Origin of the sequence: Streptohalobacillus salinus, assembly GCF_003201605.1 — a bacterium.
GTDB lineage: Bacteria > Bacillota > Bacilli > Bacillales > Amphibacillaceae > Streptohalobacillus > Streptohalobacillus salinus.
This window is the reverse complement of the sequence record NZ_QJJR01000007.1, coordinates 65302-85428: the sequence shown is the minus strand read 5'-3', so window position 1 is coordinate 85428 and position 20127 is coordinate 65302. Positions and strand designations below refer to the sequence as shown.

General features: G+C 40.4%; 19 protein-coding genes. 12 read left to right on the top strand and 7 right to left on the bottom strand.

What is annotated here, in order from left to right; translation table 11 throughout:
- Nucleotides 1-46: 46 nt before the first annotated feature.
- Both DES38_RS07570 and DES38_RS07565 read left to right on the top strand, forming a co-directional pair.
- The gene (locus DES38_RS07570) at nt 47-427 is read left to right on the top strand and encodes an ArsR/SmtB family transcription factor (RefSeq protein WP_110251509.1); all 381 of its coding nucleotides are present in this window, start codon (nt 47-49) and stop codon (nt 425-427) included.
- Nucleotides 414-2534, top strand: coding sequence for a heavy metal translocating P-type ATPase (locus tag DES38_RS07565; RefSeq protein WP_245881986.1), 2121 nt, complete (start codon nt 414-416; stop codon nt 2532-2534). The genes DES38_RS07570 and DES38_RS07565 overlap by 14 nt, the downstream gene beginning before the upstream one ends.
- Nucleotides 2535-2622: 88 nt before the next feature.
- Here the strand turns inward: DES38_RS07565 and DES38_RS07560 are convergent, their stop codons facing one another.
- Entirely contained in the window at nt 2623-3705 is a 1083-nt protein-coding gene (locus DES38_RS07560; RefSeq protein WP_110251507.1) for an AI-2E family transporter, read from the bottom strand.
- 126 nt (nt 3706-3831) lie between these two features.
- Here DES38_RS07560 and DES38_RS07555 point away from each other — a divergent pair, with 126 nt between their 5' ends.
- Nucleotides 3832-4761 (top strand): hypothetical protein, encoded by a 930-nt coding sequence (locus DES38_RS07555; protein WP_110251506.1) that lies wholly within the window; start codon nt 3832-3834, stop codon nt 4759-4761.
- 55 nt (nt 4762-4816) lie between these two features.
- Here DES38_RS07555 and DES38_RS07550 read toward each other — a convergent pair whose 3' ends face one another.
- Nucleotides 4817-5353, bottom strand: a complete 537-nt coding sequence (locus DES38_RS07550; protein WP_110251505.1) for a hypothetical protein — start codon at nt 5351-5353, stop codon at nt 4817-4819.
- Between the two features lie 170 nt (nt 5354-5523).
- On the opposite strand from DES38_RS07550, the gene DES38_RS07545 reads away from it, so the two are divergent.
- The 8 genes from DES38_RS07545 (at nt 5524) to deoC (ending at nt 12038) form a co-directional block, all read left to right on the top strand.
- Nucleotides 5524-5937 carry a DUF1801 domain-containing protein gene (locus DES38_RS07545; RefSeq protein ID WP_110251504.1) on the top strand — a complete coding sequence of 138 codons (414 nt, stop codon included), beginning with the start codon at nt 5524-5526 and terminating at the stop codon, nt 5935-5937.
- 123 nt (nt 5938-6060) lie between these two features.
- Nucleotides 6061-6786, top strand: coding sequence for a GntR family transcriptional regulator (locus tag DES38_RS07540; protein ID WP_110251503.1), 726 nt, complete (start codon nt 6061-6063; stop codon nt 6784-6786).
- A 487-nt stretch (nt 6787-7273) separates the two neighbouring features.
- Nucleotides 7274-8578, top strand: a complete 1305-nt coding sequence (locus tag DES38_RS07535) for a pyrimidine-nucleoside phosphorylase (RefSeq protein WP_110251502.1) — start codon at nt 7274-7276, stop codon at nt 8576-8578.
- A gap of 31 nt (nt 8579-8609) precedes the next feature.
- A complete protein-coding gene (locus DES38_RS07530; protein ID WP_110251501.1) occupies nt 8610-8777 on the top strand; it encodes a XapX domain-containing protein in 168 nt (55 codons plus the stop codon).
- A 98-nt stretch (nt 8778-8875) separates the two neighbouring features.
- Nucleotides 8876-10060 (top strand): phosphopentomutase, encoded by a 1185-nt coding sequence (gene deoB / locus DES38_RS07525; protein ID WP_110251500.1) that lies wholly within the window; start codon nt 8876-8878, stop codon nt 10058-10060.
- A 42-nt stretch (nt 10061-10102) separates the two neighbouring features.
- The gene (locus DES38_RS07520; protein WP_110251499.1) at nt 10103-10921 is read left to right on the top strand and encodes a purine-nucleoside phosphorylase; all 819 of its coding nucleotides are present in this window, start codon (nt 10103-10105) and stop codon (nt 10919-10921) included.
- Between the two features lie 36 nt (nt 10922-10957).
- The gene (gene cdd, locus DES38_RS07515) at nt 10958-11365 is read left to right on the top strand and encodes a cytidine deaminase (RefSeq protein ID WP_110251498.1); all 408 of its coding nucleotides are present in this window, start codon (nt 10958-10960) and stop codon (nt 11363-11365) included.
- A gap of 1 nt (nt 11366) precedes the next feature.
- Nucleotides 11367-12038 (top strand): deoxyribose-phosphate aldolase, encoded by a 672-nt coding sequence (gene deoC, locus DES38_RS07510; protein WP_110251497.1) that lies wholly within the window; start codon nt 11367-11369, stop codon nt 12036-12038.
- Nucleotides 12039-12174: 136 nt separating this feature from the next.
- On the opposite strand, the gene DES38_RS07505 is transcribed toward deoC, so the two are convergent.
- The 3 genes from DES38_RS07505 to DES38_RS07495 form a co-directional block, all read right to left on the bottom strand.
- Complete coding sequence (locus DES38_RS07505) at nt 12175-12594, bottom strand: universal stress protein (protein ID WP_110251496.1); 420 nt, start codon at nt 12592-12594, stop codon at nt 12175-12177.
- A 36-nt stretch (nt 12595-12630) separates the two neighbouring features.
- A complete protein-coding gene (locus DES38_RS07500) occupies nt 12631-14094 on the bottom strand; it encodes a SulP family inorganic anion transporter (RefSeq protein WP_110251495.1) in 1464 nt (487 codons plus the stop codon).
- Nucleotides 14095-14538: 444 nt separating this feature from the next.
- The gene (locus DES38_RS07495; protein ID WP_110251494.1) at nt 14539-15324 is read right to left on the bottom strand and encodes a Nif3-like dinuclear metal center hexameric protein; all 786 of its coding nucleotides are present in this window, start codon (nt 15322-15324) and stop codon (nt 14539-14541) included.
- Between the two features lie 309 nt (nt 15325-15633).
- On the opposite strand from DES38_RS07495, the gene DES38_RS07490 reads away from it, so the two are divergent.
- Nucleotides 15634-17181, top strand: a complete 1548-nt coding sequence (locus DES38_RS07490) for a response regulator transcription factor (RefSeq protein WP_110251493.1) — start codon at nt 15634-15636, stop codon at nt 17179-17181.
- Nucleotides 17182-17347: 166 nt separating this feature from the next.
- On the opposite strand, the gene DES38_RS07485 is transcribed toward DES38_RS07490, so the two are convergent.
- Together DES38_RS07485 and DES38_RS07480 are read right to left on the bottom strand one after the other, a co-directional pair.
- On the bottom strand, nt 17348-18961 hold the full coding sequence (locus DES38_RS07485; RefSeq protein WP_170114368.1) for a glycoside hydrolase family 43 protein: 1614 nt from the start codon (nt 18959-18961) through the stop codon (nt 17348-17350).
- Nucleotides 18961-20127: a family 8 glycosyl hydrolase gene (locus DES38_RS07480; protein WP_110251491.1), complete on the bottom strand. Its 1167-nt coding sequence runs from the start codon at nt 20125-20127 to the stop codon at nt 18961-18963. The genes DES38_RS07485 and DES38_RS07480 overlap by 1 nt, the downstream gene beginning before the upstream one ends.

Sequence of the window (20127 nt, the reverse complement as noted above, 5' to 3'; positions counted from 1 at the left end):
TAGAATGTAGTTAATCAAAGGAACGTTTGAATATGGAGGTATTTCGATGACTGAGCTTAAAAAAGACACGTGTGACGTATCAGAATTTAATGAAGATAAAGTGTACCGAGTAAAAGAAATGGTGGAAAGTGAAAATATTTTACAAGTCAGTGAGATGTTTAAAGCGCTCTGTGATGAAACACGCTTAAAAATCGCCTATGCATTAACGCAAGAAGTAAGGCTATGTGTATGTGATGTTGCTCATATTATTGGTGCCTCAACAGCAACGGCTTCTCATCATTTACGTCATTTGCGTAAATTAGGACTGGCGCAAAGTGTCAAAGAAGGTAAGCAAGTGTACTATTCGCTTGATGATGATCATGTAAAGACATTAATTACAATCGGTCTCGTGCACCAGAAGGAGGTTGAGCAACGTGGCCGAAACTAAACGAACGTACCGTGTTGAAGGTTTCTCGTGTGCGAACTGTGCAGGTAAATTCGAACGCAATGTTAATCGTCTACCGGAAGTGGAGACAGCGAAGGTTAACTTTGGCGCTTCTAAAATTACTGTCGTTGGCGAAACAACGATTGAAGCGTTAGAAGAAGCTGGTGCGTTTGAAGAGCTGAAAGTAATCGAAGAAGGAAAAGAAAAAGCTGAAAAAAAAGAAGTGTCACAAACAGAAGCTTGGTATCAAACGTATATCATTGAGCTTTTTGGGTTACTCCTTCTCACACTAGGCATCGTGTCTTATTTTATTAATGGCGAGATGAATCTAGTGACGATTTTACTAATACTCAGTTCTATTTTGACGCTAGGTGCGCATTTGCTAAAAGTTGGTGTGGTAAACCTTAGGCACTTTGATTTTGATATGAAAACATTGATGACGGTAGCTGTAATTGGTGGTGCATTAATTGGTGAGTGGTTAGAGATTGGTATTGTCGTGATGCTGTTTCGGGTCAGTGAACGTTTAGAGAAGTATTCGATGGATAAAGCGCGTCAATCAATTGCATCTTTAATGGAAATTGCGCCAAAACAAGCGCAAATCAGACGTGGCGATGAGGATAAGATAGTTCCAGTCGATGAAATTGAAATAAATGATGTGATGGTTGTCAAACCAGGTGAGAAGTTAGCGATGGATGGTATTGTGTTGGAAGGTACCTCTGCTGTTAATCAAGCGGCAATTACTGGAGAAAGCATCCCACAACCGAAAGAAACTGGGGACGAAGTCTTTGCAGGCACGCTTAATGAAGAAGGCTTATTGTTTGTCAGGGTGACTAAAAAAGTTAAAGATACGACATTACAGAAGATTATTCATCTGGTAGAAGAAGCGCAAGGAGAGCGTGCCCCGGCACAGGCATTTATTGATACATTTGCGAAATATTATACCCCGGCAATTATGTTTATAAGTTTACTCGTGGTCCTGATTCCGCCACTTGTGTTTGGTCTTGAGTTTAACACATGGCTTTACCAAGGATTAGCAGTGCTTGTGGTTGGTTGTCCCTGTGCTTTAGTTGTTTCAACACCTATATCAATCGTATCAGCAATAGGTAATGCGGCGAAAAAAGGTGTACTTATTAAGGGTGGGATTCATTTAGAAACGCTGGGGAAAGTAAACGCAATAGCTTTTGATAAAACAGGCACATTAACAGAAGGAACACCAGTGGTAACAGATCAAATTATCGTTGATCAAACATTTGATCAGAACTACTTTGCATCGATTATCTATCATTTGGAACAGAACACGACGCATCCGTTAGCGAAGGCATTAACAAAACATACGAAAACAAGTGCTAACGATGAGTTGAACGTTAAAAACGTTCAAGCCTTAACCGGTCGAGGAGTGTCAGCCGAGGTTAATGGTACAGAATTTGTTATTGAAAGCCCACGAGCATTGATTGAAGAAGGACAGGTAGACCAAGTGATACAGTCAAGTATTGAAGAACTAGAAGAAAACGGGAAGACAGTAGTTGTCTTACAAACTGATCAACGATTGATTGGATATTTAGCCTTACAAGACCCGGTCAGAACGTCTTCTAGAGCCGTACTTGAACAATTATCAGCATTAGGTGTAAAATCAACCGTCATGTTGACGGGCGATAACTATCGGACGGGTAAAGCAATTGCTGCGGCAACAGGGATTGGGGATTTTCGTGCAGAATTACTCCCGAAAGATAAACTGGATGTCATTAAACAGTTATCAAAATCACATCATCGGGTGGCCATGGTTGGAGATGGCATCAATGATGCGCCTGCCTTAGCAACGGCAGACGTCGGTATCGCAATGGGTGGTGCTGGAACGGATACGGCGTTAGAAACAGCAGATATTGCCTTAATGGCCGATGACTTAGCGAAGTTACCATTTACGATTAAGTTAAGTCGTAAAGCATTAAGAATTATTAAAGCAAACATTAGTTTTTCGTTATTAATTAAATTAGTAGCGTTATTTCTAGTGATTCCAGGGTGGTTAACGTTATGGATTGCTATTTTATCAGACATTGGTGCAACCCTGATTGTTTCGCTGAATAGCATGCGGCTAATGCGCGTCAAGGAGTAATGAATGAAGATCGAGAGAACGGTTGAAAGAGTATGATAAAAATAGCCCACTTTCGCATTAGTTTTAGCGAAGGTGGGCTATTTTTCAATTAAACTAAATATTTTTCATCTTCGGGTAGGTAATTCATGTATTCTTGATAGAAGTGCATCACGACTGCTTTAATTACAGCATAAGCGGGAACTGCAAAAATTAGACCAACAAAGCCAATCAAGGCACCCGCAGCGAGCATAATGACAACGACAGTGAGGGGATGAACATGAAGCACCTTTCCCATGATATTTGGTTCAACAAAATTCCCTTCAATCTGTTGCACGGCAATGACGACCACCGCTGTCCAGACACCGACCATTGGATCTTGGAAGAAACCAATTAAAACGGCAGGAATCGCCGACAGCCAAGGACCAAGGTAAGGAATTAAATTAAGCACAAGCGCTAGTAAGGCTAAAACAAGTGCGTAGTTAATGCCAACAATCAAATAACCGATGAACAACATAATTCCGAGGCTAACACTCACGAGCATTTGCCCTTGGATAAATGAGCCAAGGGAGTCATCCACTGATTTCAAGAGACGCTCGGTACTATCTTTCACTCTCGGACTTAAAAACTGAGTAATGAAAGGTACAAATTTGCCTGAATCTTTCAACATGAAGAACAGAAAGAATGGAATCAAAACAAATGAAAAGAGAAAACTAAAAACAGCACTAAGTGCACTGAAGACCGATGTAACGATTCGATCACCGTAGGAACTAAGGCTATCAATCGCCGAATCAACGGTAGATTGAACTTGATCTGGAATGGCAGCTTCATTATTTTGATAGAGCGCAAACATACTTTGGAACCATTCTTGGAATTCTGGTGCACTTTCATATAACTGTTGCAGCTGTGCTTGGGCAACGGGAATAATAAAATACACACTGAGCGCAATCAGCAAGATAATCACAACAAAGATGATAATCACGGCATAGACCCGTTTAATATGCAAACGTTCCAGTAAGTTTACGAAGGGGTTTGTAATATAAAATAAAAACCCCGCACCAATGATAGGTACTGCTACAGAAGCGAGCACGGTACCAATGGGTTGAAAAACAAAATCTGTTAATGATAATAAATAGATTAAACCAAAAATCATGAGCGCATAGACGAGAAAACGAAATGGTTTTTTATTTAACATAATCAAATTCCTTCCTTCATAGGGTATAGTAAACCATACCCGAAAAACAATCAGATGAAAACGGGTCAATTTTGTTATCTTTTATGAGGAACGGGTAAATATAAGTATTAAAGGGGGCGGAATCTGATGAAAAGAATACTATGGTTGCTATTTATTTCTTTGTTCATCATCGGTGCATGTAGCCAAGATGATTCGAATGGTGAGCCAGCAACGTCTGATGAAGAAACAGAAGATCAACAAGGAGACGAAGAGCCGTCAGAAACAGATGAAGACGAAGGGACAGACGAAGAAGAGCCTGCTGTTGATACAACGGAAGTAGACGTAAATGAGTTGCTTGTGGTTTCGTATGGCTTTAGTGATAACGACGAATTTTTACGGTACGAACTGATGCCAGTGGAAGGGGAATTAACGGAAGAAGAGCGTTTGCTAGAAACGTTACGGTTAAGTGATCCTACGGTGAGCCAATCATTTCAGTATTTAGAAAGTGTAACCATTGAAGCAGGAACGGCAACACTACAGTTTGAAGTCAGTGATCCATTTCTATCGCTAGCTTCAACAGAACATCTGCTACTTGATCAAATGTTACATCAAGTCGCACGTCACTACCAGATTGAACAATATGTACTAATGGAAGGGGAAACACGTGGTCTAGATTATGGTCAAGTCGGCTTTGTAGAAGAAATTGATGTTGAGTTAGAGCCTTATGCTGGTGTCTTTCTCATGACAGACCAGGCATTGATTGATGATGTAGAGATGCCGGTATTTCGAATGATTTCTGGTTTTGTTGAAACAGAAGACAATCAAAGCTTTGATGAAGCTGTTATGTTTAGTGCTGATCAAGTCGCACCAACGGGTTACGCGTCGATTTTAAATGGTATGACGTTACAAGATGTGAGTGTCTCAAATGAAGAAGCAGTCCTTACTGTCGAAGGTCAAGCCGAAGATGAAGCAGCCTTCCATGAGGGGTTAGCATTAATGGCCATGGTATATGATCTTGCTGCAGTGACAATCGAGTATCCAGATCAAATGGCTGAGACGAAACTAATGATAAAGTAACGTGAGCCAGCAATTTAAAAACCGCCAAGCGATTTCTCGCTTGGCGGTTTATTAATTAATTGAATAAGTCTGTAATTTCACCGGTTTCTGGATTAACAAGGTACCAGCCGTATGTTGCAGTGTGGTTTGCTCCGTCCCCGTTGTCGACCACTTCAAAGACTTGAATGCGATAATTCCCGCTGTCATCATCGCCATCATAGCGATAGTTCATTTCGGTTGAGAGGCCATCAGCCTGTAAATACTCCTCAACTAAACGAACGGCATCATCAGAACTATAACTACCCCCTGCATCCGTTTCGGGATTGTCTGAATCATTGGTTGTATCGTTTGTGTCATTCCCATCAGTGTCTGAACCATTTTCTGAAGGATCTGTTTCTGTATCAGTATCAGTTGAATCTTCTTCTGAATCTTCCTCTGTGTTTGATGAGTCACCATTTGTATTCTCATCCGTGTCTTCGGGTGTATCGGTATTATCGGAATCTGTATCTTCAACCGGCTCATTATCAGTGTTTTCAGGTTCTTCAGTTTGATCATTATTACAAGCTGTCATAAGCAGTAGCGCTGTAACAAGTAAAAGAAAAATCTTTTTCATGTGTGTCATCCCCTTTTCTAATATCATTATTGATAATGGTACGGTTTAATAGGAAAGAAGTCAATCGGGAAATAGAAGGAATTCGTTGCATTCGTATTTACTTTTTTTGACGTTGAACAACTAAAAGTGGAGTGCTATAATTATTACATCTAAGTAAGGAGGCGAAAGGCATGAACCAAACAACAGAAACGGTTGAATCTTATTTAGAATCCATTGAACATCAAGGCAAAAAAGAAGACACTCAGACGCTTTTTGAACTTTTCAAAGAAGTTTCAGGAAAACCACCCGTGATCTATCAAGGTGGAATCGTTGGTTTTGGAAGCTATCATTATGTTTATCCGTCGGGCCACTCAGGTGATGCGCCATTGATTGGATTTAAGACGCAAAAGGCTAAGTTTAGTATCTATCTCGCGACCGGTGATGCAGAACGCGACCGGCTCCTCAGTGAATTAGGTAAACATAAGATGGGTAAAGCTTGTTTATATGTAAATAAGCTCGCTGATATCGACCTCGATGTGCTTAGCGCATTATTGAAGCAATCGATTGATTTCTTGAAAAAGAACTATCCAGAAACTAAAGAGTAACTATTCTTTTCGGTTTCTTTTCGTGCTATAATAGACTTAATTGTGCGGTGAAAGCGCAATCATGAAACTGTTGAGTTAAACATATATATATAAAGAAGGAATAGGAGAAGGAGGCAACTGGTCATGGAGTACAATTATCAAACACCGCGTTATTTGCTGGTGATTGAACAAATTAAAGAAAAAATTAAAGAAGGCGAACTAGAACCAGGTGAACGTCTGCCTTCTGAAATGGAATTTTCTAAGCAATTACGTGTTTCTCGAAATACATTAAGAGAGGCACTTCGGATATTGGAAGAAGAAAATATCATTATTAGAAAACACGGCGTCGGTACATTTGTTAATCGCAAGCCTCAGTTTAGAGGTGGCTTAGAAGAATTATTTAGTATCACAGATATGATCAAACGGGAAGGGAAGGAACCAAGTACTGAGTGGTTATTTACAGGTTATACCGATCCGCACAGTGATGATATTGAAGAACTAGAGCTGACTGAGGATGAACGGGTATATCTGGTTAAACGACTAAGAAAAGCAGATGGTTTACCACTCGTTTACTGTATTGATAAACTACCTGAACATAAACTATCCGCTGACTTTATGATTCGGGGCGAGTCGATGTTGGACGCCCTACAAAAAGATGCGGGTATTATTATAAGTTATGCTAAGGCAGATATTAATACGATTAGCTATCATCATGAAATTTCAAAAATGTTGAATTGTGATAAAGATACACCGTTACTTGTCCTCAAACAAATTCACTTTGATTTAGATGATCATCCGATTTTGTATTCGTTAAACTTTTTTAGATCTGATGAAGTAAGTTTTAATGTTTTTAGAAAGCGAATGTTCTGATTTGTGTTTGTTGGACGTCATATCAATATAAACGAGGTTTGATAAGTCTTTTTTGTTAAGCCTCGTTTGTTTGCTGTTTATGCTGAAAATTAGTCATTTTTAGTTGACTTGTTGGACGTCTAACTTATATAATGAAAGAGTACTGTCGTGAAAGGGATTTCATCGCTTGGGTTAGTTGTTGGACGTCCTATCTAAAACGCACAACAAATGATAGGTGAAAATGAAGAAACTCACGTCACGACCCTACTATTAAATAGAGATAAAAACGTAAGACAACCTAGATTTAATCAGTGAAGTCATTGAATCAATGACTAGTCCCCTGCTAATCCGGGTATACAATTATGGGGGTCCGACGTCTTACGTAAGCTGTTACTCTCCCGTTACAAGCATATTGGACCCCTAAAAATTATTTAAATAGAAGCTATTTTGCTAATAACAACGCATCAGCTATTCACCTAATATATACATGAGAGAGGATGAGTAAGTAATGAGAATGGTTGACTTAATTGCCAAAAAACGTGATGGTGGCGAATTAACGAAAGCAGAGATTGATTTTATGATCAAGGGGTATACGGATGGTGATATTCCAGATTATCAAATGTCAGCAATGGCAATGGCACTTTACTTTAAAGAAATGACAACTGACGAACGTGTTAATTTAACAATGGCAATGGTTAAAAGCGGTGATGAAATTGATTTATCAGCGATTGAAGGAATTAAAGTGGATAAGCATTCAACTGGTGGTGTTGGTGATACGACAACCCTAATTTTAGCACCTTTAGTGGCCAGTGTCGGTGTCCCTGTTGCAAAGATGTCCGGTCGTGGACTTGGACATACAGGTGGGACGATTGATAAATTAGAATCCGTTCCGGGTTTCCAAGTTGAAATTGATGGCGAAACATTTAACAATCTCGTTAATAAAAATAAAGTATCCGTCGTAGGACAAAGTGGCAACCTTACCCCTGCCGATAAAAAACTCTATGCGTTACGTGATGTAACAGCTACTGTCAATTCAATTCCATTAATTGCATCGTCAATCATGAGTAAAAAGATCGCTTCTGGTGCAGATGCGATTGTTTTAGATGTAAAAACCGGTTCCGGTGCCTTTATGAAGAATATCGAGGATGCACGAGCACTTGCGAAAGCGATGGTTGATATCGGTAATGGCGCGGGTCGAAAAACAATTGGCGTTATTTCTGACATGAGCCAACCGCTTGGTTTTGCCGTCGGTAATGCGCTTGAAGTCAAAGAAGCAATTGATACCTTAAATGGTCATGGTCCAAAAGATTTAACGGAACTTTGTTTAACGCTAGGTAGCCATATGGTTGTTTTAGCTAATAAGGCAAAAACCATCGAAGAAGCGCGTGAGAAATTACAAGCGGTTATTGACAATAAGCAAGCACTAGAAACGTTTAAAGTCTTTTTAGCTTCACAAGGTGGTGACGCTTCTGTCGTTGATGATCCAAGTCGCTTACCTAAAGCTCGAGTGACGAAAGAAGTTCATGCACCTAAATCAGGCTATGTGGCTGAAATTGTTGCAGATGAAGTTGGCATTGCTGCAGGGATGCTCGGTGCCGGTCGGATGACAAAAACCTCGATAATCGATCTTGCCGTCGGTGTGGTTTTAAACAAAAAAGTCGGTGACTTTGTCGAAAAGGGTGACTCACTCGTAACCTTACACACAAATACGGAAGACACAAAAGAAGTGGAAGAAAAATTACTGAACGCTTATGCAATCAAGGAAGAAAAGCCGGCAGATTTACCACTTGTGTACGATGTTATTACGGAATAAAACTATAATTATAGAACGAGGAGAATGAATTATGAAGGAAGTAATCTTGGCGCTAATTTCCGGCATGCTCGTAGGGATTTTATTCAAATTCTTAAAGCTACCACTACCTGCTCCACCAGTGTTTTCTGCAGTTGTTGGCGTGTTTGGTGTATATTTCGGTGGCGTTGTTGCTGAATACATCAAAGCATTTATTAGTTAATCCAGTCTGGAAAACTTTTAACACATAAGGCAAAACAATAAAGCAAATAAAAGGAAGACAGTTCTATTAGAAAGATTAACAATAAGGAGGAGATAAGGATGACAGAACACTTTAAACGTATTTTCTTAGTAGTACTAGATTCAGTGGGTATCGGCGAAGCGCCTGATGCTGAGGCATTTGGTGATGAAGGTGCTGACACATTAGGCCACATCGCTCAACACATGAATGGCCTTTCTATGCCGACAATGGGGAAACTAGGACTCAGTAATATTCGTGAGATTCCTGGGATTGAAAAAGCAGAAACACCGCTTGCGCATTTCACAAAAATGCAAGAAGCTTCGAATGGAAAAGACACAATGACTGGACATTGGGAGATTATGGGGCTTTACATTGATCAACCTTTTCAAACATTTCCGGATGGCTTCCCCGATGATCTTTTAGATGAATTAAAAGAGAAAACAGGTCGTGGCATCATTGGTAACAAACCAGCATCAGGTACTGAAATTATGGTTGAACTGGGTGAAGAACATATGAAGACAGGAGACTTGATTGTTTATACATCTGCTGATTCAGTGCTCCAGATTGCTGCTCACGAAGATGTTGTCCCGATTGATGAGTTATATGAAATTTGTGAAACGGCCCGTGCAATGACGATGAATGATAAGTATATGGTCGGGCGTATTATTGCGCGTCCATTCACCGGAAAACCAGGTGCATTTGAACGGACATCAAACCGTCATGACTATGCGTTGAAACCATTTGGCGAGACAGTGATGAATGCTTTAGAAGATGGCGGCTTAGATGTGGTGGCTTTAGGCAAGATTGCTGATATTTATGATGGTGAAGGCGTGACGAAAGCGATTCGTACAGCCGATAATGATGATGGAATGGAAAAATTCATCCAATCGATTGATGATGATTTTCGTGGCTTAAATTTCTTGAATTTAGTGGACTTTGATGCTAAATATGGTCACCGCCGTGATCCACAAGGGTATGGTGAAGCGTTAGAAACGTTTGATGTGCGTCTACCAGAAGTACTTGAAAAATTAAATGATGATGATTTATTATTAATCACAGCTGACCATGGTAATGACCCTGTTGCAGAAGGGACCGATCACACCCGTGAGTATGTCCCGTTACTTGCCTATCATAAAGGCATCAAAGCAGGTAAACAGTTACCCATTCGCCAAACATTTGCTGATATTGGCGCAACAGTCGCTGATAACTTTGGGGTAAAAATGCCTGAATACGGCGTTAGTTTCTTGAAAGATATTAAAGAATAACGTATCGTTAAGATGAGATGAAAACAGAAAAATCAAGGAGGAATGAACATGACACAATTACATGAAGCAACAGCGTTTATTAAAGATAAATTACAAGTCACGCCGAAAGTTGGACTGATTTTAGGTTCTGGTTTAGGTATGCTTGCTGATGAGATTGAAAACCCGCTAAAAATCAAGTATGACCAAATCCCCGGATTTCCGGTATCAACGGTTGAAGGGCATGCCGGTCAACTGGTCATCGGTGAATTACAAGGTGTAAATGTAATTGCGATGCAGGGGCGGTTCCACTTTTACGAAGGCTACGGTTTAGATGCTGTAACATTCCCTGTCCGTGTGATGAAGCAATTAGGTATTGAAAAGTTATTCGTGACAAATGCAGCTGGCGGAGTCAATGAAAGTTTTGAGCCAGGTAATTTAATGTTGATCACTGATCACATCAACAATACAGGTCAAAACCCATTAATGGGACCGAATGATGCTGAGCAAGGGGTCCGTTTCCCAGACATGTCTCAAGCCTATGATCGGAAACTACAAGCAGTGGCAAAGGCAGTGGCACGTGACTTATCACTCGATCTTAAAGAAGGGGTCTATGTTTGGAATACGGGTCCAACCTATGAAACACCGGCAGAAATAAGAATGTTACAAACCGTGGGTGGCGATGCGGTCGGGATGTCTACTGTGCCTGAGGTTATTGTGGCAAGACACGCAGGTTTAGAGGTGCTCGGTATTTCATGTATCTCGAACATGGCAGCCGGGATTTTGGATCAACCACTTAACCACGAAGAAGTTATCGAAACAACTGAAAAAGTACGAGAAGATTTTCTGGGATTTGTCAAAACAATTCTGTCACGTCTTGCGTAACTTATTGATAGAACCAGTCTAGAGGAGGACTTAGGTATGTGTTATGAAACGATGATTAACGAAGCAAAAGAAGCACGCAAAAAAGCTTACACCCCTTATTCGAAATTTAAAGTTGGTGCAGCCCTGAAAACTAAAAGTGGGCACGTCTATCATGGATGTAACGTTGAAAATGCCGCTTATTCAGCTTGTAACTGTGCAGAGCGGAGCGCAATATTTTCAGCCTACAGCAATGGTGAACGTGAATTTGAAACGCTCGTTGTCGTCGCTGATACCGATCGTCCCGTTTCACCATGTGGGGTATGTCGTCAGGTGATCAGTGAATTATGTGAACCAAACATGCCAATTGTATTAACTAATTTAAACGGTGATGTGATGGAGACGACGGTAACAGATCTCTTACCAGGTGCCTTTTTAGCAGACGATTTAAAATCTGAGGAGGATTAATATGAATAAAGATTTAGCACAATATATTGATCATACAGCATTGAAACCAGATACAACAAAAGAACAAATCACAGCGCTTTGTGACGAAGCGATGCAATACAAGTTTTATTCTGTATGTGTCAACCCAACCTGGGTAGAAACAGCAGCGAAAGCACTTAAAGATAGTGAGGTTGATGTTTGTACAGTGATTGGTTTTCCATTAGGTGCCACAACGTCAGAAGTAAAAGCGTTTGAAACAAAAGATGCGATTGCAAAAGGTGCGACTGAAGTAGATATGGTGATTAATATTGCCGCTCTAAAAGATGGAAACGATCAATTTGTTGAGGATGATATTCGTGCAGTAGTAGAAGCGGCTGATAAACAAGCACGTGTGAAGGTCATCATTGAGACATGTTTATTAACGGATGCGGAGAAAGTTAAAGCATGTGACTTTGCGGTTGCAGCTGGTGCTGACTTTGTTAAAACGTCAACGGGTTTTTCAACAGGTGGTGCAACGGTTGATGACATTAAGTTAATGCGTAAAACAGTGGGGCCAGATATCGGAGTAAAAGCAAGTGGTGGTGTTCGTGATCGCAATGGTGCTCTTGATATGATTGAAGCAGGCGCAACGCGCATTGGTGCAAGTAGTGGCATTCAAATTGTTACGGGTGGAAAATCAGATTCTGATTATTAATCATTGAGTAGCCAACACGTGTATTAAGAGATACGCTAAAGGTAAGCGCTGCATGTAGCGCTTACCTTTTTTATACATAAAAAAAGGTGTGCAGACTGAGCTTAGCGACTCGGTCTACACATCTTTTTAAGTCTATTTATTTAACAACAAAGACAGGACAGTTTGCCTGTTTAACCACTTTATGACTCACGCTACCGAGGACCATCTTTTGAAACTTACTTAATCCACGACTGCCAATGACTAACAAATCATAGTTGCCTTTGTTTGCGAAAGCAACGATAGTCGGACCTGGATCGCCATGAAGCAGATGATAAGTATGGGTGACATTATTATCTTTAAGCATCTTTTCAATAGGTAAAAGTTTTTTTCTGCGTTTTGCCTCTAACTCTTCTTTATCGTGCGCATGTAAAACGTCATATTTAGCCTTGTCATAATCTGCTACGTAAACCACATCGATATGAGCATCATCAGATGAGTCGTGTAATTTGATTGCTTCCTCGGTTGAACGTAACGAATGTTCTGAACCGTCAACAGCTAGTAAAATATTTTTATACATTGTTCTCACTCCATTCCAAATCGCTATTCGTTTGTGTTAGTGCGCGGCTGGTTTTGCATTGGGGTCGTCAAAGATTGCCAACTTCTCTACGAGCTCTTGACTTTGAGTGTTTAGGTTTTTTAAATTTACCGTGTTATGATTTTTTCTGAGCTTAATTACGACTTTATCAATCGCAAACACAGCAGAATCATCCCAAATGTGCGCCTCGTTAAAATCAATATCAATGATTTGGTTTTCTACTGAATAATCAAACCCTTGGGTGAAACTATCGACGGAAGCGAAGAAAACTTGGCCCCTTACCCAATAAGTAGTAAGGTCAGCGGTCGTTTTAGTGTCGACCTTAACAATTGAAATTTTAGCAACAAAGAAAATCGCACTTAAGACAACCCCAGCCAATACTCCTTGGGAAAGGTCGTGAGTATAGACAACAATGCCGACAGTTGCAAGCATGATGATGGCATCTGATTTAGGTGCGTTTTTCAAATACTTGAATGAGCCCCAATCAAAGGTACCAATTGATACCATGATCATGATACCAACGAGAACGGGCATCGGAATTTGAATAACAACGTTACCCAATGCTAAAATGAGGAACATTAAGAAAATCCCAGCAACAAAGCTAGATAGTCGTTTGCGGCCGCCTGACTTTACGTTGATAATCGATTGACCAATCATGGCACAACCGGCCATCCCGCCAAAGAATCCAGTTACAACGTTTGCAAGCCCTTGCCCACGTGATTCTTTGTTTTTATTACTCTCTGTATCAGTAATGTCATCGACAATTGTTGCGGTGAGCAGTGATTCAAGCAACCCAACAATTGAAAGGGCAATGGCGTAAGGTAAAATAATGCCAAGCGTTTCAAATGTAAAAGGGACATTAGGAATAATGAACGAAGGCAACTGACGTGTCACCTCACCTAAGTCACCTACCGTACCTAAATTATAATCACCGAAGATTGCAATGGCGGTAAGGACGACGATTGCAACGAGTGGTGCAGGTATTGCAGTTGTAAAGCGCGGCAATACATAAATAATAATAAGTGTGATAATAACAAAAACATAAGTCATGGTAGAAATGCCGATGAAGTGAGGGATTTGTGAAGTGAAAATAAGAATAGCAAGTGCGTTCACAAATCCAATCATCACCGCACGTGGAATGAATTTCATTAGACGTGCAACTTTTAGAGCGCCGAAAATGTATTGAATAATACCCGTTACAATTGTTGCAGCGAGTAAATAGTCAAGACCGTAATCCTTGACCAGGGGCAGCATTAACAATGCCATAGCTCCTGTTGCCCCAGAAATCATCGCGGGCCGCCCCCCGAAAATACTGGTGACAATCGCAATGGTGAATGAAGCGTATAACCCGACCATAGGGTCAACGCCCGCAATGATTGAAAAGGCAATTGCTTCTGGAATAAGCGCAAGCGCAACAACAATTCCAGATAAAACATCTCCTTTTACATTACCAAACCATTGTTCTTTCATTTGTGTCATCATGGTTGATGTCCTCCTTAGAATTTCTTTGATTTTTTTCGCGTCACTTTATCTGAACATAGAAATTCCTCCAATAGTGCATGTGTGTGACATGAACTGCGGAGGAATGTGCATGTAACATATAGAATGAGTTGAACTGTCCGACATGCGTATCATTAATCGATACAACGACTAACTATACCAAAGCAATGCCAAACAGGCAATAGGCTTTGCAGATGTAACCCTTTACATCTCAAACTTTTTTATCTAAATTAGGCGAGAAAACCCCCATCTTCAAATTTCGTAAGAAATTAAGGTGGAGTAATTCAAGTCGTGTAATCAAAAAACTAAAATTGAATCAATGTCATGACTATTCATTTTCCCTGTATACAGCTTGGGTGGGTACTTTCTTTCTGATGCTTCAAAACCGTTGGGCCATAAGACCTCAGAATTACGACATGCGTTCAACTATAAAAAATCGAATGGTGATGGAGCATCAATATACGCAACCGTTAATGCTGGAAACTGTTGTTGCAGCGAACGCGCGAAGAAACGCATCCCAGGTGTTTCGCTTTCACGATGGCCAAGAATGATCGCTGCTTTTTTATTGTTTGTTTCTTGGGTATCTCGAATATACTCTGGGGTTTCCCACTCGTAACCTTCCCCATAAATAACCGTGTCACAGTCATGAACAGTCATTGCAGGAATGACCGTGGCACCGTTCCCGCGAAAACCAACAAAAATCGCAATGCGACTAACAAGTTGTTCTGGGGCACCAACATAGCGAAGCTTACCAAGCCCAAGCTTTCTTTTGATTTCATTAAGGTGTTCAATCAGAGGACGTTGATCTGGCAATTCAATAACACTTGTTTCACGATGCGCTTCAACAAGTTGGTCTTCCCAGCCTAGTGCTTGAACGAGACCGTGGGTGATAAGATCGGGTTGGTACTGGTGAATATAATCATGGAACCGAAAGATTTGTAGATCATGGGCTTTAATGAAGGCTTCTTTCTCGAGCATTAAAGCATCTGTTGAGGGGTGTTGATCCCAGTGACTATAATAGAGCCCTTCATGCGTTAACACCATGTTGCAGCCCTTATTAACAGCTTCTTTAAGAGCGGACAGGGTAGGCATAAACATCACAGCTATTCCTTTAACAACGGTGAGCCCATCTCCATATTTTAAGGTGTCGACAGTAGCTTCTGTCAAGACAATATCTTGTTTAATGAACGCAAGTACATCTTTTACTAACATCACTTCATTCACTCATTTCATTATGTATTTAGCTTGCAGTTTAAGCTTAGGGTTTTATGGTCGCAAAATATAGTGAGAAAGCAAAGGGATTCTTTAAAAAACTTTATATTAGCAGATGCGTGACAGCCATCGCATAGTTAACCTGTTAATTTTGATCGGCTTCACAAATCCTCTGCTTGACAACAACTTCGTACAACAGTTAAACTAAGGGTAATGAAGTTGATGGCTGCCTAGGCGGAAAGGTAACGGTGATGGCAGTATTTTTTTGTTGTTAAATGTTAACGCTTACAAACATAAGGAGTGTGTGACATGCACAAAGTTATTATTGTTGATGACGAACACTTTGTCAGAAAAGGAATTATGGCTTTGGTGGACTGGCGCCAAATAGATTATACGGTAATTGGGGAAGCTGATAACGGGGAAGACGCCTTGGCTCTTATTTTGAAAGAAGAACCTGACGTTGTTTTATCCGATATTCGTATGCCTATTTTTGATGGTTTAGAATTAATCAAAGCCGTTAAAGCACAGGCGAAAACCATGCCGAAATTTATTATTGTAAGTGGCTACAATGACTTTCAATATGCACAACGTGCTGTAAGACTCGGTGTGAGTGATTTTATTTTAAAGCCAGTCAATAAAAAAGAGTTAGAAGAAACGTTATTAAAGCTTTCGCATGAGATTTACGAAGAGCGGATGGAACAACAGACCAATCAGGCTTTTATTAACCATCACATTTTTCAGCGCGTTATTTTAGAAGAAAAAGACCCAACACCACGAGAACTCGGTATGTTGATAAAGCAAATCGATGAGCCTTCACGTTATCTAATCATTGATGTTCGCCATGGTTCAACAGACACAGCGATGGATGAAAAAATTCAGCATATCGTTACGCATTTTATTGGGGACCAAGAAATTTTCATACATCCTATCGATCGGGAAGGTTATGGCATCATTTTGGAACAGCGCCATTTACCTAAAAACGCCAATGAATTAAATTGGTTTTTTGACCACTTTAAACGGATGTTGGAAAAGGAAATTCATCAATCGATTTTTATGTTCGTAGGAAAAAGTGAGAGCGGTTTAAATGGAGTCATTACCTCTTATCAAACAGCAAAGGCACTAAGTGAACACCGGTACATTCAAATGGATGATCAACCAATTATCTACGATCAAGATAAACAGACCCAACTGGATCTTGCCCAGATGTTTGATCCAAGCGTAATGCGTCGGTTAATTGAGCATGTAGAGGAGAATAACGCTAACATTATTAAAGAGACGGTGAGTCAATGGATTGATGTGATTAAGTCACACGCAGTATCTATTGAGAATGTACGCTTATTTATTTATCAAACAGAGAAAGCACTCGATCAAGCGATGAAAAGGGCAAGTGATGAAGAAGGTTTTGAAGTAAAAACATTTATGCGCCAATTTGAGCAAAAATTAACCTTAGTCGAATTAGAAAAACATTTTGCTGCGTATCTTGTCGAGAAAGCTGAGCAACTCGCAACTTATCATAAAGCAAAGTTTAACGGAGATATTTATAAGGTGAAGCGCTATATTGATCGTCACTATCATGAGAGTCTGACGCTAAAGAAAATGGCGAATAAGTTTTTTATGAATCCGGTATATTTAGGACAACTTTTCAAAAAAACGTATGGAACGTATTTTAAAGATTATTTACTAGCGGTACGGATTGAAAAAGCAAAACAAATGTTACGCCAAACAGATCTTAGGGTCTACGAAGTTGCTGAGGAAGTTGGTTTTGGAAGTTCAGACTATTTTGTTACACAATTTGAAAAGATAGAGGGGTCTACCCCATCAAAATATCGTCAAAAGCTTACCGTTGAGAACAGGTAATAGACGAGAGGCAGGGTGCTCAAAGGTGAAGTCAATTTTTGATTATCGTGTTGTCACGTCTCAAGAGATGACCGTTAACATCGGATAACAATAAACAGGCCCAAAAGTCATCGTGACTTTTGGGCCTGTTTGCTTTAGTGTAAAAATTTCCAGTGAATAAGAACGCTTATTTACTGCGGTTAGGGTTATAACTAAAGTAATCAAAATCTGCATGTAACTGTTCACCAGAATTATCTTGAACACACATGCCAACAAATGCGCCTGTAAAGAAGCCGCCACCTTGAATGTAATCATCTGAAAGTTTATAAGACTCAAAGGTAGGTCCGATTTTCGAGAATGTTTTTCCGTCTAAACTATAGCTGTAATAATAGTCGTTGTAATCAACATTCACGCGTAAATAGACAGCCTCAGCATCTCCAAGTACAACCTCATGTCCTTGAATCGGTTGGTTAAATGTTGTATTATCTAAGGTCATGATGTCTAAAACACGACCTTTTTCTTCGTTATGTGTAATGTTTAAGTAGGTCCAGTTTTCAGTGTTGTAGTAGTTTACTAAACCGGCTTGTTGTTGGAAACTCGTTGGGTTAAACTCAACCTTTGTTTCAGCTTCAAAAACAAAATCTTGCCAGCGACGCGCAACAAGCGCTTGGGTAAAGAGTGACGTTAACGATTCCCGTCCATAAATACGTAAATGACTTTCCCGCGCCTGCAACGAAACGATCTCGTCACCAAGTGGGATCCGCAAGGATTGGAAATCAAGTGGTAAAGTATCTGCATCAAAGTCTACTTTAACAGGTTGTTCTTCGAAGGGTTGTTCGTCAATCTCAGGTCCATCAATTACTTCAAGTGGTGCGTTTCCACCAACAATATAAGGCCAATCATTCTGCCATTCAACTCGTTGAATGGCTGTTTCTCGCCCGAGTGGACAATAGCCACGTGGGTCAAGTAAAGGATCGGATGTTTTCGGAAGAATTCGTCCAGTTAAATGGACAAAGTACCATTCATCGGTATGTGTTTGCACAAGTGAGCCGTGCCCCGCTTTTTGTAGGGTGATTCTAGGATGCGCAAATGATGAGATCAATGGATTTTCTGGATGGACCTCGTAGGGGCCATCAATTGTTTTTGAGCGTGCAATGGTAGCTTGGTGATCAAATTTCGTCCCACCTTCGGCTGTTAAAAGGTAGTAATAGCCATTTATATAATAGAGATGAGGTGCTTCCGTTAATTTTACATCGGTACCTTTGAAGATGATTTTCTTTTCGCCGACTAATTTCTGTTGGTTGTGATCATATTCTTGGAGCACAATGCCGTAGAAGTTATGGTTTCCTTGACGATGATCCCAAACCATATTGACGAAATATTTTTTTCCATCATTGGGATTATGGAAAAGTGACGGGTCAAATCCAGATGAATTCATGTAGATAGGTTCTGACCACTCGCCGTCAATCGTATCACAGGTTGTTAAGTAGTTATGTGAATCCTTCCAATTCCCATCAGTAACTTTAATATCCGAATAAATCAGCCAAAACTTATCGTCATGATAAGAAAGTTGTGGTGCCCATACACCCCCGGAATTTGGGTTTCCTTTCATATCAAGTAAAGATTTGCGGTTAAGTGGACGTGCTTTAAGTTGCCAGTTTTTTAAATCTTTTGAGTGATGAATGCTGACACCTGGGAACCATTCAAAGGTTGACGTCGCAATGTAATAATCTTCACCAGCTCGACAAATACTCGGGTCAGGGTTAAAACCTGTTAAAATTGGATTTTCAATACGCATAATTAATCTCCTCCATTTGGGTTGTATTCGTTCTCTTTTGGTTTATAAATATTAAATTGTCCAGCTAAGGAAAGTAAGCTGAAGAAGTATAAACAGTTATCATAATAGCGTCTTTCACCAGTTCTCAGTGGCATGTTGAAAAAGTCCTTAACATAGCGGTCACTTAATTCGCCAGTTGTTGCTAGAGAGCCCATCGCAAGTGTTGCAAATAAGCCGACAGGGTGGAGTGCCTTTTCATCAAAAGGATCTCCATTGATTTTGTAGCGACGATAGTCACGCATTGGAATATCTTTAAAAAACAGTTGTAACTTTTCGTTAACTTGAACGGGTGTTTCTGGGGCGTGGAACCACTGATAATCGAGCCCAATGTTACAGCTGACGCGGTAAGAGTCACTAAAGAAATCACCGAAACCACGAATGTGATTAGGTGTACCGTCATAAAAAGCATATTCCGGCGATAAGCCAGTAATGGGGTGAGCGGCTTTTTCAATATAGCGTCTCGATTGTACAGTAGCCGCTTGCCAGAATGGGCGATCCAAAGGGTCAGCCCATTCGCTAAAGAGCTGATAGAAATGCGGCAAATGATAGGACGGATCAGAAAAATCAACTTCTGGAACAAATTTAATCAAGTGATTGTCGCGGTCCCACATCGGATAACCAGAGCCGTTTTCGCCGTTATGCACACAAGTTTTTAACAAATCTGTTGCTTGGCGGTGATAATCAAATGGGGCTTTGCGATCGCCCCAACGGTGACTGGCGAAATATAGAGCCAATGCGAAATACTCTTCACCGTCAGGTGCAGGTCCATAGGCGTTTTTAGTCCCATCTAACTGACAGGACCAAGCAAAGTAACCTTTGTGCAAACCTTCTTCCATGTACATATAAGTCTTTGACCATTTCCAAATCCGGTCAAAGATATCCTGGCGGTTCATTTGTACTGCCATCATCATTCCGTATGACTGTCCTTCGGTGCGAACATCATTATTTCCCGTGTCGACCATATAGCCAAGATCATCCCCTGATTCGAAGTATATTTGTGTTTCGGGATGGTTATCAGTGAAGAGGCGTTCCCATGTATCGACTATTTTAGCTTGTACAGCTGTTTGATCAATGCCGACGGTAGTAAAGCGATTCTGATAGTGATCGGTATAATAAGCACCTTTGGTCAT